This is a genomic window from Algoriphagus sp. AGSA1 (assembly GCF_021390545.1).
Taxonomy (GTDB): domain Bacteria; phylum Bacteroidota; class Bacteroidia; order Cytophagales; family Cyclobacteriaceae; genus Algoriphagus.
In genome coordinates this window covers 100,907-118,440 of sequence record NZ_JAJUWR010000020.1, presented here as the reverse complement: position 1 = coordinate 118,440, position 17,534 = coordinate 100,907, and the positions used below count along the sequence as shown (strand labels likewise).

16 protein-coding genes are annotated in these 17,534 nt (G+C 42.4%); all 16 read right to left on the bottom strand.

Features of this window, described 5'->3' with window-relative positions:
- Positions 1-161 precede the first annotated feature (161 nt).
- The 16 genes from LZF95_RS16645 to LZF95_RS16575 all read right to left on the bottom strand — a co-directional run bounded on the left by LZF95_RS16645 (position 162) and on the right by LZF95_RS16575 (position 17,334).
- On the bottom strand, positions 162-368 hold the full coding sequence (locus tag LZF95_RS16645) for a GDCCVxC domain-containing (seleno)protein (protein ID WP_008992943.1): 207 nt from the start codon (positions 366-368) through the stop codon (positions 162-164).
- Position 369: 1 nt separating this feature from the next.
- Positions 370-969 (bottom strand): mercuric transport protein MerTP, encoded by a 600-nt coding sequence (gene merTP / locus LZF95_RS16640; RefSeq protein ID WP_008992944.1) that lies wholly within the window; start codon positions 967-969, stop codon positions 370-372.
- The gene (locus LZF95_RS16635; RefSeq protein WP_008992945.1) at positions 966-1,340 is read right to left on the bottom strand and encodes a metalloregulator ArsR/SmtB family transcription factor; all 375 of its coding nucleotides are present in this window, start codon (positions 1,338-1,340) and stop codon (positions 966-968) included. The genes merTP and LZF95_RS16635 overlap by 4 nt, the downstream gene beginning before the upstream one ends.
- A 211-nt stretch (positions 1,341-1,551) precedes the next feature.
- Positions 1,552-2,772 carry a group II intron reverse transcriptase/maturase gene (gene ltrA, locus LZF95_RS16630; protein ID WP_192085529.1) on the bottom strand — a complete coding sequence of 407 codons (1,221 nt, stop codon included), beginning with the start codon at positions 2,770-2,772 and terminating at the stop codon, positions 1,552-1,554.
- A gap of 743 nt (positions 2,773-3,515) precedes the next feature.
- The gene (locus tag LZF95_RS16625) at positions 3,516-4,127 is read right to left on the bottom strand and encodes a FeoB-associated Cys-rich membrane protein (protein WP_192085530.1); all 612 of its coding nucleotides are present in this window, start codon (positions 4,125-4,127) and stop codon (positions 3,516-3,518) included.
- 202 nt (positions 4,128-4,329) lie between these two features.
- Positions 4,330-4,779, bottom strand: coding sequence for a hypothetical protein (locus LZF95_RS16620; RefSeq protein ID WP_192085531.1), 450 nt, complete (start codon positions 4,777-4,779; stop codon positions 4,330-4,332).
- A gap of 27 nt (positions 4,780-4,806) precedes the next feature.
- A complete protein-coding gene (locus tag LZF95_RS16615; RefSeq protein ID WP_225586743.1) occupies positions 4,807-5,250 on the bottom strand; it encodes a DUF4844 domain-containing protein in 444 nt (147 codons plus the stop codon).
- A gap of 47 nt (positions 5,251-5,297) precedes the next feature.
- Positions 5,298-6,464: a site-specific integrase gene (locus LZF95_RS16610; RefSeq protein ID WP_192085532.1), complete on the bottom strand. Its 1,167-nt coding sequence runs from the start codon at positions 6,462-6,464 to the stop codon at positions 5,298-5,300.
- 186 nt (positions 6,465-6,650) lie between these two features.
- Positions 6,651-6,992: a JAB domain-containing protein gene (locus LZF95_RS16605; protein ID WP_225587148.1), complete on the bottom strand. Its 342-nt coding sequence runs from the start codon at positions 6,990-6,992 to the stop codon at positions 6,651-6,653.
- Positions 6,993-7,209: 217 nt separating this feature from the next.
- Positions 7,210-7,632, bottom strand: coding sequence for an RHS repeat-associated core domain-containing protein (locus tag LZF95_RS16600; RefSeq protein WP_192085533.1), 423 nt, complete (start codon positions 7,630-7,632; stop codon positions 7,210-7,212).
- Positions 7,633-7,828: 196 nt separating this feature from the next.
- On the bottom strand, positions 7,829-7,963 hold the full coding sequence (locus LZF95_RS27585; RefSeq protein ID WP_255505011.1) for a hypothetical protein: 135 nt from the start codon (positions 7,961-7,963) through the stop codon (positions 7,829-7,831).
- Between the two features lie 148 nt (positions 7,964-8,111).
- Entirely contained in the window at positions 8,112-8,249 is a 138-nt protein-coding gene (locus LZF95_RS16595) for a hypothetical protein (protein WP_192085534.1), read from the bottom strand.
- Positions 8,250-8,342: 93 nt separating this feature from the next.
- Entirely contained in the window at positions 8,343-9,092 is a 750-nt protein-coding gene (locus tag LZF95_RS16590) for a hypothetical protein (RefSeq protein ID WP_192085535.1), read from the bottom strand.
- Positions 9,080-13,651, bottom strand: coding sequence for a DUF6443 domain-containing protein (locus LZF95_RS16585; RefSeq protein WP_225586744.1), 4,572 nt, complete (start codon positions 13,649-13,651; stop codon positions 9,080-9,082). Before LZF95_RS16585 ends, LZF95_RS16590 begins: the two co-directional genes overlap by 13 nt.
- Entirely contained in the window at positions 13,648-14,109 is a 462-nt protein-coding gene (locus tag LZF95_RS16580; RefSeq protein ID WP_192085536.1) for a hypothetical protein, read from the bottom strand. The genes LZF95_RS16585 and LZF95_RS16580 overlap by 4 nt, the downstream gene beginning before the upstream one ends.
- Before the next feature lie 3 nt (positions 14,110-14,112).
- Complete coding sequence (locus tag LZF95_RS16575) at positions 14,113-17,334, bottom strand: hypothetical protein (RefSeq protein ID WP_192085537.1); 3,222 nt, start codon at positions 17,332-17,334, stop codon at positions 14,113-14,115.
- Positions 17,335-17,534: the final 200 nt, after the last annotated feature.

The following is a 17,534-nucleotide window of genomic DNA, read 5'->3' as shown; positions in this document are numbered from 1 at the left end:
CCACCCGCAAGGCAGCGCTTTGTCCATTCTTGACTTCTTCCAATCAGTCCAAAAAACAGGCAATCAACTCAAAAAAGCCAAAACAAAGAAAAAATGCTAGAAAATGAACTTTTGATTATTCATGGAATACATTGTTAGCGGTTCGGGCTTTTTTTCTTCGGTCAGCAACATTTCTCGTCTTGTTGAATTGGTGGACATTTCTCGCTCCCATAACTGCAATAAACACAGCAGTCTCCTTGTTGTGGTTTCAATACAGTTTTGCAGTTTTCGCACTCGTAAAAGTATTGGCAAGCATCTGTCGGCATTGTTTCTTCTTTTTTGTGTCCGCAGTTGGGGCAAGTGATTGTTGATTGCAATTTTATTTCCATTTTATTTTTCCTTTTTGTCTCTTACTGAATATCCTGTTCCGTTAATTGCTGTTTCGATTTCGGCTATGTTAGTTTTTGAGTTGTCAAATTCAACGATTGCGTTTCCATTCTCGTATGAAGCAGTTGATTTGATTATTCCTGAAAGTTTGTTCACTTCGTGGTTTACGTGTTCTTCGCATCCTGCACAAGTCATTCCGCTGATAGTAAACTCAACGGTCTGTAAATTTGATTTGTCAACTACTATTACTTGTTTTTCTGTCTTAGGGTAGAAAATATGTGCATAGTAAGGAAAGGCAAGCATTACAATTGCGAATGCTGTAACAATTCCTAAAAACTTTTTACTCTGAATGAATTTTGGCTTTTCATCAGTTTCACAATCACAGTCTATTTCCTTTTTCGGTTTTAGTTTTTGATACCAAGCAAAACCAAGAACCAAAATTGTCAAACCAATTAAATACGGTCGGAAAGGTTCAAGCCACGAAAAAGAGGCAGCAAGTCCGCTTGTTCCTGCAATTAGTGCCAAAACTGGTGTAATACAGCATAGAGAAGCAGCGAATGCCGTTAAAATTCCTGCTCCGATTAGTTTATTGTCCTTTTTCATATTGTCTCCAAAATTTTGTTTTCGTCAAGTATTATGAAAAACGGTTCAAGCAAGTTTTTGTATTCGTTTGTCAGCGAATAGAAAATGGTCTGTGCTTGCCTTTCTGTTTCAATGAGTTTTCGGTCTTTGAGTTTTCGCAGGTGTTGAGAAACTGCCGAAATGGTCATTCCAAGAACATCACTCAGGTCGCAAACGCAAAGTTGTTTCTCTTCATAAAGCAGGAACAGGATTTTCAGTCTGACGTTGTTACCCGCCAATTCAAGTCCGTTCGATAAGTAGTCAAACGAGCCGTTGAGTTCTGCAACTCGGTCTTTACAACGGTTGATTTGTTTAATGTCCGCTTGTTGTCTTATGCAAGAATTGTTTTCCATAAACACAAAGATAGTCAACTTGTTTATTTAAGCAAATGCTAAAATACAATATTTTAAAAATAACCCGATTTGTTTCTCGGGTCGTTTTATTGCCTGACCGCTAATCGGGTCAGGCAAGGGAATTGCACCCTCACCTTCCCACAGAACCGTGCGTGAGACTCTCACCTCACACGGCTCTTCATGTTTATAAATCGCTTGGTACTAAAAGTACTTAAGGTTGAACCAATTTCCAATGCTCAAACAGGCTCGGAGAGGCTTTATACTGGCGCTTCAGCCATCTGACTGCGGCCATCTTATACAGTCCCTTCTCCCATTTTACCCATTTGAGCAGACGATGGTTGAGCTGATTCCATACTTCACGCATAGGCTCTCCCCGCAGCTTGTGGTAGTAGTTCAGCAGTCCTCTGATAATTGGATTGAGACGTTTGGCAATATCCAGTAACGGCCTTCGCCACTTGTGGATTGCCATATCTCTAAACTTTCCCAATATCGATGCTTTGGATTTGCTGCTTACAAATGTTCCCGGCAGTAGCATACCCTTCCCTTTAATGGTTTGCATGGTTGGTTTGATAGTAAAACCCAGGAAGTCATATTTCCTTGGATGCTTGGTCTCTGACCGGCCACGAAGATTTACTATCTTGGTCTTTACAGGATGCAGTTCCAGATGGCAGGCTTTCATGCGTTGGCTGATTAGCCTAAGCATAAATTTCGCCTGTTTCTCTGTCTTGCAATGCACCACTACATCATCGGCATACCGTTCAAAGGGCTTTTCGGGATGAAACTTTCTCATCCATTCGTCTAAAGCCACATGCAGATAGAGGTTGGCAAGCAGTGGACTTACCACGCCTCCCTGAGGTGTCCCTGCACTCGTTTTCAAATACTCTCCTTCTGCCATAATACCTGCCTTTAGCCATCTGGACACGTATAGTGCGACCCATTCGTCCTTGCAGTAATGCCTCAAGGCTTTCATCATCAGGTCATGGTCAATATTATCGAAGAACCCTTTGATATCCAGGTCGACGACAAAATCATGTCCAAAACAATTCAGCTGTGATTGTTTAACCGCTTGGTGGGCACTGCGTCCGGGTCGATAGCCGAAAGAACTTTCATGGAATATGGGTTCCAGTTGTCTCTCCAAGTGCTGACGCACTACTTGCTGGGCAATACGGTCTAGAAGGGTCGGTACGCCTAGTTTGCGAACTCCCCCATCCTTCTTAGGTATCTCCACTTGCTTGACAGGCGAAGGAAAATAACTCCCTGAGGTCAGGCGGTTCCACAGTTTATACAGTTGTGATGAGAGATCTTTATCCAAGTCCTCCCAACCCATCTGGTCTATACCAGCACTTCCTTTGTTAGATTTTACTTTCCTGTACGCTTGCCATACCATCAGTTTGGTAATTGGTTGCGATTTTGTTTCATAATAGTCTGTCATCCCAAATTGCTTGGTTGTAAACTGGTTTGAAACCAAACATGCCTCCTTCCCGCCTCCTCGCTCAAATGTCCCCCGGACATTTGCCGTGCTCCATTCCCGTTACAGGAACTTCATCACTACTACGAATAGGTCTGTCCCCTATACCTCACCTAACCACAGGTGCAGGTTTCCTCTTTCGATTTGGCCTGACGGTATAGAGTTCACTTGTTCCCCCGAAATCATCGGGGCAGGCTTTGAAATGGCCTGTACTGTGTTCCTGCCAGCTTAACCCCGGATGCGGTGTGGCCGGTATCTTCCGGGCGTCTGCCACACTTAGTCATAGGTATAAACGTAACTACCTATTTTTCACATCTTAATTTGCCATATCGAAGCTTCATCACTGGTTCACTTTCGTTCAGCTCCATCAGTACTCACCTACAGGAATCGATGTTCCCATTTTTCCTTAACCGCTCACCACATCAGTGCTTCCACTAGATGCAGCGTAAGGTGGTTTGATAGCTGCTCCGGCAAGCCGCCATCGGAGGGCCTAGCTATTGATTTCTCAATAGTCCTCCATCCATTTCAAAGCATTCAACCTACTTTTAAGGTCGATTCAAGTCACACACGTTTTAGGGCTTTGCGTTCGGGCGGGTTTCGGAGCACAAAGTTTCAATTTATTACTAAAGTTCATTAGAAGTACAAGGCTCCAATTTTGCACGTCAGCCCGCCTGACGCAAAACCCGTGTTGGTGGCTGGGCTTCCTTTCATCGTCTCATTGATATGTTTTCGTGCACCCATTTTGCTTCTTCGTCTGGCGTTACTTTGTCTAACGTACTACTTATTCTGCTAAAAGTCGCTTGCGGAAAATCGTAAGGTTTGCTGTCGTCAAAATATGGTCCAACTACACCTAAAAACCATCCGTCTTTTGCAGCCCAATGCGGTTCGCTCACTCTGCATTTAAAAACTTCATAGTGAACAAAGTTATTTTGTCCGTCAAAGTCAAAGGTTACACGTTTAATATGTTCAATTTCGTCAGGGCAAGCATCAAGTTCAGTCGGAAACTCTAACCAATTTGCAAGATTACTTTCAGCACCTGAAATTAAATTATTGAACTCCTTCGGAAAAAGATTTGTCTTGTTGTGGTCTGCTAAAAGTTGAAATGCTGTCTGTCTGGTTAATATGTTTTTCGCAAATGGCAAAACATCATTTCCCGTAATTTCTTGTCCACTTTCAAGTTTGTCGTAGAGTTCTTTAACTCTATCAAAACGTTCTGCGTTGAGTTTGTTGTTCTGTCGTTTAACAGTTACAAGTCTGTAAACAGCAAAAACTACAATTGCTAAAACTATCAGTCCGATTATTATAAAAACTATTTTCATTCTTCGTTTATTTTGAATTTGTCTGTCTGTGAAGTGTCAGTTAGCCTTGCCACCAACGATTATATATACTTCGGAGGGGGATTTTCTAGCAGTTCAGTATCCGCCGAGAACCGTAATAGGATAATGAGAAACAGCCTGACTTACAACGACCACCCCCTCTGAGGTATATATGCTGTTATAGGGCGTTTTCCTGTTTTTCGTTTTATTGGTCTGCTTCATCGTCAGAGTACAATATATCTTTCGGCAACAGGTCATTCTGTAAATATTTAATATCCGATTTTGTCCAAAAATTAAAATTCATTAGTCCCATTGTTCCGCTGTCAAACCAATTTCCTTCTTTATCTTGAATTTGCAGTGTCCACTTATATGGTTTTCCATTTTTTGAAAACTCTTTAAGCCTTGCAATTCCTGTCAAACCGAAAACAAGTTGATGAAGCATTTCATTTGTCTCTTCTTCGGTGTTGTCATAGTGCCAATGAAAAGTTCCGAAATGGAGTGTGTTTTCTCGTTGATCGGTCTGCAACAAAATGTCAAATCCTTTGTCGTCACGGCAAAATATTTCGAGTTCACTTTCATTTTTCTTATTGAATTTAATGTCAGGATACTTGTTAAGTTTCTCAACTACTATGTCAATAATATTTTGTTCTGCCATTGGTTTGCTTTGTCAATTTTCTTGCATTCATTTTTTCGTTGTCGGGTCAAAGCCATACATGAAGTTGTTTAAATGTCCATCTGAACTTTCAAGTCCAACAATGTCCATTAGTTCTTCAAAGTAGCTACAAACTCTTTCTCTGTCTTCAGTGTCAAGTTGTAAGTATAATTCGGCAAATCTGTCAAGTCCGATTTTGATTGCATTTTGATATTCTTTGTCTGTTGCATTTCCTTTGTCTGCAAGTTTTTTAAGATCGTCTGCTGCAAGATTGATTTTTTCTGTCAAAACTGGCTTTAGACTTGGTTCACCTATTCCTGGATAAAATAGTTTGTCATCTTGTAGAAATTTTTCTCTGTTCTTAAACTCTTCAAATTTTGTCATTGCATTTTCTGGTGTTTTTATTTGTCCTTGTCCACAAGCTGTAAAAAGAAGTAAAGTCAGTGCAATTATTATGTTTGTTTTAAGTTTCACAGTCGTCTTTTTAAATGCCCTATAACACTTGTGTATACAGCATTCCCCTACCCTATTGCGTCTATATCACCATTGTCTATAGGTCTTCGGGGTTCTGACGACACCAAATTAAGGATTTCGGCGATACCATCAAGTGGGCTCTGGATGTTTTTGTTGGAAATGGACAACACATGGGTATAGATTTCTGTGGTCTTACTGCTCCCATGCCCCAGCAATGCCTGCACATATCGAAGATTTGTGCCCTGTTGGAGCAAGTGTGTCGCAAAGCTGTGCCGTAGGGTATGGACAGTTGCCCAAGGGTTGGAATTGCTTTTCTTGATTGCCCTACGAAACACCGCCTGAATACTGGTAGCAGAATATTGGCCCCCGTCCTGTCCCTCAAACAGCCAATAGGATGGTCTGTATTCCTTGTAATACTGTCTTAGCAGCACCAAAAGAAGGGGCGAAAGCACAGTTTTACGGTCCTTTTTATTTTTTGCCCCTTTGATAAAAATATAGCCTTCGTCAGAGTGGATATCCCGGCTCCGCAGGTTGATCGCCTCACTGATTCTTAACCCGGCGCTGTAGATCAGCATGAGTACCGCACGGTGCTTAAGGTTCTCCACGCTTTGCAGGATTGATTTCACCTCATCTTGGCTTAGAATATTAGGTAGCGTTAGGCTTTTCTTAGGTCGCTGGATCTCATAAACGGTACGCTCTCTGCCCAGTACATGCTCATAATACGCTTTAATGGCATTGATCAGTGTATTCTGGGCACTTTCCGAAATCCTGTATTTGGTGATCTGATGGTACACAAACCCCTCGATTTCTTCCTTGGTCACGTCAAGGATATTCCTGGTTTCAAAAAACGACAGAAACTTGGCCAGTGAGGAAATATAGTTCTTGACCGTGGACGGACTGTATGCTTTGAGGATAAGCTTTTGTTCCAGATCGGCCAATGCCTGCATGGACTGCCTATTCAGGTTTTTGGAGGGAGCAGGTACTTTTTTTTCAGCAGACCTGACTTCTGATTTACCCTGATACAACCGCATGAGCAATTCCCAGTTTTCCCTTGTATTGACTAAACTCCACAATTTTTGGGTTGGATGGTAAAAGCTGGTATTGATGCGCTTCAATTGCTCCCTTTCCAGTTTAAGGGAATAGGGTACAAAGATTTTTATCCGGCTTGCTTTAGGCAAGGGCTGATATATAATGATTTGAGCGGGACTTTCCATGGTTTTTTAATGCCAGTATAGCTTATCCTTTGAATTTAAGTCGGGAGCTAACCGTTTGTAGTCGTTTGTAAACGGTTGTTATCGCTTGCCAAAATGTATGGCCGATCACTTTTTCCAAATTCCAGGATCCGGAGTAATGGAAAATTGGATGAAACAATTCCCGGTAAATAACCTTAAAAAAGAGCCCTAAAGCTCCCCATAATCCGCAAAGGAATAATACCCTTCTTCAGCTAGAATCAAATGATCCAGTACCGGGATGTCCAGGATCTTACCGGCTTCTTTGATTCTTTGGGTCAGCCTTTTATCCTGCTCAGACGGCATTAGATTTCCCGATGGGTGATTATGGGCCAGTATTACAGCGCTTGCATTAGCCTTGATTGCTGCTGCATATACAAGCTTAACATCCACCACAGTCCCTGCTGTTCCACCCGAGCTGATGGTTACTATTCCCAGTACCCAAATGGCTCTGGATAGTAGCATTACTTTGAAGTCTTCAACAAACCCAATCCTTTCTTGATACCACTCCAAACCAATTTTCAAAATTCCATGTCCATAAATTTCGTGTACACCTAAAGCACGAATATTATTTAAAGTCTCTTTCTAAGCAGAAACACTAAAATTTACATGAAATTTACCATCTATTTCACCTAAAAAATGAGCATTCCCTTTTTCCGCAGTAGGATATGTTTTTATCAACTCTTTATGGGACTTAAGTGTCAAACCTAAATTAACTTTATATTTTTTTTTACCCATTAGGCAATAATACCCCATCTAAAGCCCTATAATATTGCTCTGGAGTCCAACGTGAATTCAGATATGCCCCGCTAAATGATCCTATTGAGATAGTCGATTTACTTGCGCTTCTCTTCCCATACCCGTCTGACCATAGAAAATCCCTATTCGTCCCCACTTGCCCGGTAGCCACTTCATTTTGGTTAGGATCCTCACTGTCGCTATGACTTGCAGTTCCTTGGTGAATAGTAACCGGCGCCATCCCATCCGGATCAATAAACCTCATCGGGTTATTAAATGCATAATTGTATGGGAAATGCCGTCTCATCTGCTCTGCCATAGGATCCGCTACAAACCATCTTCCAATAGCAGGATCATATAGCCTAGCTCCGAAGTCATATAGGTTAACCCCTAGGTGGCCGTTTGCCTCCCTCACTGCAAGCTGGCTTCCCGATACGCTGCGCTATCGGGACAGGCTCTCGCTAAAATGATCCTAAGGGATCATTTTTTAACGCTCAGCCCTCATTATAAAGATATGGATTCACTCCTGCCCTGCAAGCAGGCCCCTCGCACCGTCCTCACCATACTGATAGCCAAGACCAGAAAGCTCAACTCCCTAGGGATTCCCGATATCATTCCACTTCGCTTCTTTTATCGGGACAGGCTCCATGGGTTTCCTGGACAATCAATTGCCCTGTGCTCATAATACTGAACTGGTCGAACCTGCCTTTGCCGGTAGGCAGGCCAAACATCGTCAGAACTCTCATTGACCAAGTAGGTTTCTATATACCCATCCTTAGGTATGGCAATCTTTTTGACCAGTTCTTCATGCTTGTTTCTGCCTGCTTGGATAAGACCAGCCTCCACGCCTCCTGGCTCTTTGCTAAAACAGTCCACTGGACTGTTTCTTTACGCTCAGCCCTCCTGTTCATATAAAGTAGAATCTGCATCGTATAGCGCATACCCCATATAAGCCTCCGGTACCGGTTTCTGTCGGAGTTTTGTGATCACCAGTGCTACCACATTGGCAATGGCTATTTTGTTGGGTTCCACCGCATGTAGGTTTTAATCATATTCGGTGAGTTGTTTAACTTTAATTATTCGAACGCACTCCTGAAAAATAGGGTAAACGAATATCAGTGTAGACTAACAACAGGATGGGAACTCATTGCCCAAATATCCCAAATTTTCACTTTTTACATCTACGAGGCTTCCATTATCAAACATAAAATGAAATTTAACCAATCCATGATTTTGGTACCAGCAATACACTATTCCGTCAGAATCTTCAATAATAAGAGTACTTAAATCTATTATATCAAATCCTAACCCTATTAGAGTCTCTTTTTTATCTATTGGATTATTCAAAACAACAACCTCTAAATCAGTTAAATCCTGAATAATTACATAATCATCAAAGTTATTCGGGTTTGAAATAAAATAGCAATACTTATTAACTATCGACTTCTCTCCGTCCACATTAAACAACCTTACATATAAATTAAATGAATCCAAATTAATTAATTTTGATAAATAGTTGTTTTTGTCAGTTACTTTTTCGGAATTGTCCCCAAACAAACTCCAAGGATAAGCTTTAATAAAACTTTCCTGGGAATTCTGACGAAGCACTACGAAATTTGTTTTAGTAGAACTTTTATTATCAACAATATTGATCAATTCAGAATCACCCGAAGAGTCCAAAACACTTATTGTATAATCATCATAGATTTCACTTGGTGTAATACCAAGAAATTTATGAAAAAAATATCCTCTAGTACTGGTTTGAAAAATTCTATACATAGCCGAATTATACCCTCCATTAAAAAACCTAAACAGCATTCCTCCACAGGCCGTGATACATATTGCTAAAACGAGACATTTAACTAGTTTCCCCATATACTTTTCTTAATAACAGATTGCTGACTTGAATTAAACCCTGCCCCTTGTACATACGAACTCCTATAATCCATAATGCTATTGGGATCACTTGTATAGCCTTGAGAATCGTGATCAAACTTAAAAAGACCATGGCCTAACTCATGAACGGAAGCATTACTATATTTCCAAGTATCAACAACTCTTCCTTTAGGCTGCATACTTAGTTCATTATATATAGTAATCGAATGTGGATCACCTAACCTAGCGTATCCACCTGCGCCAAAACTATCCCTTGCTAGATTAAAATTCTTAATTGTAATTGTAGCTGTAGGAGATCCCTGCCACCAAGCTTTCAATCTCCCAATTATTGAGTCATCCTGAATTTTTAACTTGGAATTAAATCCATTTTCGACAAGAGTATTTTTTAAAGTTTTGTAATAATCTTCCTTATCAAATCCTTGAGGAGTCACCCATCTATTTACAAAAATAGTCGGATCCCCAAATGAATTATTTTGCACATTTCCTCCTGTAGTTTGATAACTCCCATAAAAAGAAGAACTGGAGACAGTCGAATTTCTGGCACTACTCTCCCCGTACCCATCTGACCATAGAAAATCCCTATCCGACCCCACTTGCCCGGTAGCCACTTCATTTTGGTTAGGATCCTCACTGTCGCTGTGATGTGGAGTCCCCTGAATAAGTTTAACCGGCCGCATGCCGTCTGGATCAATAAAACCCAGAGGATTATTGAAGGCGTAATTGTATGGGGAATGCCTCCGCATCTGCTCTGCCATAGGATCCAGCACGAACCATCTTCCAATAGCAGGATCGTAGAGTCTGGCTCCGTAGTCATACAGATTCACTCCCAAGTGGCCGTTTGCCTCTTTTCCGTTGTATAAATACGGATTTATTTTGATTCCACCATACTGGTAACCCAAACCACTGAGTTCCACTCCCCAGGGATCGTAATGCGTCTCCTGGACAATCAAAGGGCCGGTACTCATGATGCTGAACTGGTCAAACCAAACATCATCAGAAGTCTCGTTGACCAAGTAGGTTTCTATGTACCCATCCTTAGGTATGGCGATCTTTTTGACCAGTTCTTCATGCTTGTTTCTGGCTTTTTTAGATAAAATTACTTTTCCCTGCTCATATAGTACAGAATCCGAATCATACAAGGCATATCCCATATAAGCTTCCGGTACCGGTTTCTGTTGCAGTTCGGTGATCACCAGCGCGATCACATTGGCAATGGCGATTTCATTCACTCCCCCAGCACTGAGATTCTGTCCATATTCGGTGAGTTGCCGGATCATCTTCTTGTCCATTCCTGTAGGTATGAAGCTGGCTGGAGACAAGCGGATTTTCTTCGGATCCACATATTTACCAAATACCCCTAGTTTCACACTATCCCCCCGTTGGACTTCCTGTGACCGGGAAGGCCCAAGGACCCTGTTTCTATCCGCATTGAGCCATGCAGTGGCGTAGCCACCGGGCGTTTTGTTATGCTCGCCAGCTCCCTGTCTCGATGCGCTGATATTCTCGAAATACTTCTCTTCCTCTTCAGCATTTTCAGGCTCCATCGTGGCTATTCTGCCTCCGGATATCGGAGCCCGGATTACCTGCCTCACATTCCCCAGATGGTCTTTGACAAAGAATTCATATAGGAAAGCTGTGTTTTCATAGGCAGCTCTCCCCTCTTCGTGTAGGATATAGGATATTGCGTTGTTTTCAAAAACAATTTCACCAAGATAATCAATGGTCTTAACTGTGGTTCCATTTGTATTGACTTGGCGAAGTTTCACGCCCAACGCATCATACCAATAATCAATTTTCTTATTGGTTCCGGAGAAAGTGATAGTAACCGGAAGGTTAAGATGGTTGTAGGTAATAGAGGTGATTTCCTTGTCCAGATTCTTGGTCAGGTTACCGTTTACATCGTATTCATAGGCCGCTATACTTCTTTCTTTAAAATCCTGGGAGGTATGAGTTGTGGAAGGAACGGCATCCGCCACTTGGGTTAATTTGTTTCCATTTAAGTTATAAGTATAGGTAAGCTGGTCTACCCAACCATAACTGGAAGAGGTAATCTGATTTCTTCTGTTCATGGTCAGAATATTACCATTAAAATCATAGGTCAAATTATTCACCGTGTACCTATCAGTTCCGGTTGAAGCTGTATATACTGCCTCAAGCAACCTATCAGCTTTATCATAGGTATAGTTATAATTTACTTTGACGTCATTTTGACCCTTCCAGGAAATCTTAGAAATATTCCCGTTCCAATTATTTATGGTACCACCAGATTCATAAAACAATTCCTGTGCAAACACCTTTGAGGCGGAATTACTGACCTGAGGATCGTTGATTTTCTTCAGCCAGCCCCTGATGTTATAGGCAAAATCGGTCACTGCATCCGCTGCGTCTGGATAGCTTTTGGAAGTAAGCTCACCCAGCTGGTTATAGGTATGGGTAGCCAGGGTTACCGTTGCCCCAGAATTGATTTTATGGGTAATATGGCTCAGCGCTCCTGCAGCATTATAGACATAGCCTTTTGTGATGGTATAGGTACCAGGGGTCGTGTGCTGGGTAATAGTTGCCAGCGGTTTGTTTTCAAAGTCGTACTGGGTGGACACCCTGACTGTACCTGCCAGGTGGTGGTCAGATATGGTCTGGATAACCCTTCCCTGAGCGTCGTAATAGACCGCAGTTTCATACCGGGTATTATTTCCCAGGTTTTTTACCAAGGTCCCAGTCAATAATCCGGTGGTCTTGTTACTGCTGTCATGGTAGCCTGTAGGCTTCGCATAGGTGAGTGTTGATTTTCTGAGCGTGTAATTGTCATAATAATTTACCGTCAGCACATCCCCTTCCCCATTGCCGTCCGATGCTCTCGGGAAACCTCCGGCATTTGTGGTTCCTGTCTTGCCTGAGGTAGCGTTGATCACGGCATTGTTATTTTCCAATGTATTGACAAGTGCCTGCAAGGTGTCCCTGTTTCCTGAATAGGTAACCAAACCCGTCATTATCTCCCTACTCAGGGCATCGTATTTAGTAAACTTCCATTTTCCTTCCGCCGCAAGTTTTGCATCCCTCCAGGCGACAAGCCGGTCATTGTTGTCATAGACCATTTCCTCGATTCCTTTACCCGGAAGGCGCTTGACCGTCATACGTCCCCTGCTGTCATAAGAATACATGTAATACATTCCATCGCGCAGACTACTATACGTGGAGTTTGCCCAATCATTGGTGTTATTGCGCAGGGTCTCTACTGCCTGGGGTGGCATCACCACTCTTAACCTGCCAAACGTGTCATAGACATAATACGTACACATCCATCCCACATGTCCGGAAGACGGTGAGGCTGAGGCTTGCACTTTTTTCAGGATAAGCCTTCCAAGCTTATCGGTGTATTCGACTACCCGCTGTTCATTTTCATTGATGGAGGTTTTTTCATATAGGCTGCCCAAAGGATATTCTGCACTGGTTACAGGAAGTCCACTCCCATTCACCGTCCAGATTCGGATACCCTGTGAAAGGGTGTTGGTTTTTTCGGAAAATTCAAGCTCCCGCGTAGATCCCAGCTTCCAGGGATTGCCCGGATTCCCGATTTTAAGAACACGGTTGAGCGGGGAGGTTTCATAGGATTTCTCCGCAAAACCATTGGGATCAGCATATTGAGCTGTATAATAAGAACTATGAAGGGTAGTTGCTGTACTTCTGAAAAGCCCCAGACTGGTGGTATTGTTTGGGAAGGGCAAATAGTCCCTGTATTGTCTCCCCAGCGCATCATATCCAACGGGAGTGATTATATCCGACCCGTTTACAGAAGCCTGTATGGCCACCTGTTGGCTGGGCCTTCCCAAGCCGTCGTAATAGGAAGTCTGTTTATAGGAAGCTTTCTGGGAGGAGTTCCTTAAGGCATAATCCCCGGTGAGAGTATCCCTGGCTGAATATTCCCGGGTCCAGTTGAGATTTTCGGCATAGCGGTTCACCCTGACAGGCATTTTTGAGCTGATGCAACCTGTAGCAGTATAGCGGTAAGCTATGTAATAGGTTTTGCTTGCAGACAGAGTCGGCGTGGTATAGCTTTGCGTACTGGCAAGAAGGGTTGTTTGGTTGCTGTCATACCACTGATAGGTAAATCCGGCAGGAGCAGAATTTGCAGTCAGGGTAACTGCACTGTTTGCAGTGAGGGTCGCGCCAGGTGCCGAAGGAAGTACCGAAGGACAGGGATCCACTGTGCTTCCTGTTACTGTCACCGTCATGTAATCATAGAAAGTCCCGCTTATATCTGAATATTCATAATAGATATTAAAAGACCCGCCTGAAGCCCAGATAATAGTATTAGAACTGATTGTAGTACCTGTTCCGGCCGCTGATCCAATATCCCAAAAATAGCTGGCTGAACTAAAAGGAGCCACCAGATTTGAACCGCTGTAAAACTGTACGGAATAAGCCGTCTGCTGTCCGGCGGTTGCGGTGGACGGACCTACTATCTCAACGTGGGTAATAGCCTGGGAAAAGGCCCCAGTTATCACTGCGAAATAAATCAAGAAAACGAAGGATAATTTCATGGCTCGACCCTTTTAAGATAAAGACCAGGGGCTTCAGTTTCCTTTGGATTATCCAGAGATAGCTGAAGTCCTCTTTTATCCAAAGTGACTGAATAGGACAACATCCATTTATCATCGAGTTGAATTTCCAGAATTCCGTCTTTCCGGATGTTCCATGTACCGTACACCAACTGCGTGTCCCCGTGTGAGTTCCAAGAAGCTTCAAACCTTCCACCTTCATGGAATATATATATTCTCGAACTCATACTTTCAAGCTGGCTTTGAAGATGCTCTTCCTTTAAAGAGTTGAGACTGTTCCTGCCTGCCAGAGCGGATTTCTCCATCTGGAATTCTGAATCCATAAGCCATACCCCCGTCAGAACTGAGACAGCCAAGCTGTCTTGTGATTGGGCTAATCCACCAAACTGGAACATCCCAAAAATGAGCCCTGTTAAAATCAATGATCGATAAGTCACCATACCTTATTTAATAAAATTGTATTCATAGTGCGAAAGGATATGCCCGTCGTTGTTGAGTATGGTTTCCAGCCTGCCCAATCGGTCATACTTATATACCACCGCATGGTTTTTCGCATCCACCTGGGACCATTGTCCCACCCCTGGAACGTAGGTATAGGTATTCATTTCTGATCCGGGTGGATGGATCCTGATTTCATCAATAAGGATGTTAGTCCCGGAGATGGAGAGTGATGTACTGGTTACATCACGTTCGATAAGCTTCCAGGTAGTACTCAGTGTTTCTGTGGCTCCCATGAACGTCCAGGACTGTGATCCCGTAGGTACTTTGGCCCAGAAACTCAGTTTAAATTTATTCGAAGTGGAAGCCCCGGTTACTGTCCGGGTAACCGCGCCTCCAGACAGGCTGTAAGCATTCCTTCCGGTTCTGGCCTCACCCCAGCGGAGCACTGTTTCTGGACCGCTATAGTTCCATCCGCCTTTTTCATTCGTTTCAAAAGAAGTGTAGGCAATCTGGGAAAATATGGCATTTTTAGCTTCTGCAATAGGATAAGCTCCATCGTATGCCCAGATAAAGGAATTTGGCTGGGCATTGGACTTATTGAAAGTAGTGATGTTTCCACGTGTGTCGTAAGTGGAAAATGTCAACCTTGGTTGATAGCGGGAATCGCGGGTTACCGCAGAAGTCCCAGAAACCGCAAGTGGAGCGAAGGAAGAAAGTGTAATTGGCGCAGCAAGCTCCAGAAAATACATTGCTTCAGGTACATAGTAACTTCCCTGCGTCTTAAAATAGGTTAGTTGGCTACCCACCACTTGGGCACTGGTACCGTTTAGATTCTGGATAAGCGTGTATTGTTCTACAGGTTTCAGTATGTTTTTTAAGGTGAGCTGCTTCAGAATATTGGGATATCCTGTATAGGTAGTTGCTGGATTGATCACCTGAAATGGATATCGGAAACGGGTCACCACTACTTCAGGATTTGTACTGACCCTTACCTCTTCCTGGGTAAGTTGGAGGTAAGTGGGATCGTAGCTCTTCAGAGTGGTTGTAGTAAATGCCCCACCTGTATTGATAATTGATTCTGTCCGGGAAGTTTCCACATACAACCCTGTCTGCTGCTCCAGATTTCTGATCTGATAAGTCATAACATCCACAGAGGTCCCATTTTCATCAATGCAGGTTGAGTTAAAAGGAGGAGTATAACCTGAATCTATATACTGGATGACAGCCTGGCTTATTTCGGCATTCTGCCCTTTCAATTTAGTGTATGCAATAACTGTTTGGGAGACATCAGTACCTGCGGCATTTTTAACTGTCTTTTTTGTCAACTTCCCTCTTTCCCAACTACTTGAATTACGATGGGTTTTATTGGAAAAAGGAACAATCATGAACATATCCGGTATATGTATATTATTGTCAAATTCGTATAGGGTTTTTCCGTTCGTCCCGTTAATGTTTTCATATTCGCTGACCTTTAAGTAAACCACAGGGCTATCATCATATCCTGCACCTATGGCAGAGTTTGAGTAAAACATCCTGATCCTGTCCCTGCGGCTGCAATTTGTAACTTCACATCCTGTTCTGGACTGGGACTCAGTGACAAAATAAAACAGGCTCTGGGTGAAATTTTTGGTACCTGTACCCGATTCCCCTTCACCATACCTGTATTCCTTGGTATATACAACAGAACCAGCCGTATTAGTAATTTTCTTAATGCGCAATCCACCCCCATACTTTGTAACTGTACCGTCTAGGTATTTGTGGGGCTCATAGAAAAATTCTGTGTATCCTTTTGTCGGATGGGTAATGCGTTTGAGCATCCCTTCTTTTAGGAAAGTAGTGTCACTTTCACGGTTAGCACTTCCTATTGTAATATTGGAAAGGGCTGTTGAAGTATTGGGTTGATATTGAATGGTCTGCTGAGGAATGAGACTTGTATTTGTCTTTCCGTTATAAAAACCAAACCAATCCCTTCTTTTACTATTATTTGCCTGGTCCCAAGAAAAAGAAGTGGTATGATAACTGAATGACTGTTTGTTGATCACTGTATTGGCACCGTCCCTCTCTATAAGTTCGTCCAATTTTAGTCGTGATACTCCTGTGAAATAACTTTTGGTAAGCTGGTAGGTTTTTATAAGCGTATACTCTGTACCGGTTTTACTATAAATCTCTATTCTATCCAAAGCATTCAATCCGACAAGATCAGACCTCTTTGCGGTGTTGATTATAAATTTAACCTTGCCTGTTTTATATTTAATTTCATCAATGCCAAGGCTGTTTGAATGTGAACTTGTATTGACTTCCTGTTGGATATAGGTTCCACTTCTGCAGGGAAGAAGGGACGGGTTTGTCGTATTACATTGGTCAATAACTGTTATGTTATGCTCTATGTCCACCAGAGATTGGGACCCTAGGGGTTGGTAAGTGATTTCCACCTTATCATCAGAGTTAGGGGCAAAAATCTCTACCAGATACCAAGCCGTTCTTCCGGCAACAGAACTACCTCCACCCCCGCTAGTAGTTGTGGATTCAGTGTAATTTGAATTGGCTGAATTTCTTCCAAATCTATACCTGATCCCATTTTCATCTGTGATATCAAAAAAATTAAGACTAGCCCCAGGTACAAGTTTAATGGGGGCCTCCGGGAAAAGATATGGAGCCTGTCCATTCTGTCTGAGATAAAACTTCCCACTTTTACCCGGGAATGAGTAAGAGAATATATCAGCCTCCCTATCATACCCTGGTTGCACGCTGTTCTTTTTATAGAGCCAGTTATTCTTATCAGTTTGCGTGACACCTGTACAATAATTTCCAACCGAATAATTATTTGACGCAGTAAAAAAATATAGATCATCACTCATTCTCTGGATTTGACGTGTGATTTGCCCTCCTGCAATCACAGACCATCCAAGCCCTGCCCAACTTGCCTGATCGGTATATTTTATTCCAGAAGAATGGTAATTAAGAGAAATAGGCAACTTGATCGGCCCTGCCTCCACAGTATATAAGGGGATGGAAATATTAGGAACCCCAGTGTATAGATTGACATGGTAATTCCCATAGCGTTCAATACCTGAAGCATTTGGTGACTTCTGGATAGGCTTTGGAAAATTTCTATTTACCTGCGTCTGAACGTCAGAAGGAAGCTGTCCGAAGGCTTCAGTTAAGAGTATCCAGGATAATAGCTGAAATAGGAGAAATGATTTGGGTAAAATTTTTGATTTCATCGGTTGTAGTTGAAATATTTCCCGCAAATGATGAGAAAATCAATCTATTAAAAAATACCCTATACACGGTATTTTTAATTCGTAAAAATAAAATTATACAGAATTAAATTTGGCTACATCCCGTATAATCAGTGTCATGAAATCCATTTTAATGTACAGATCGTTAAAAAATACACTTCGAAAAAAGAAAAAATACGATT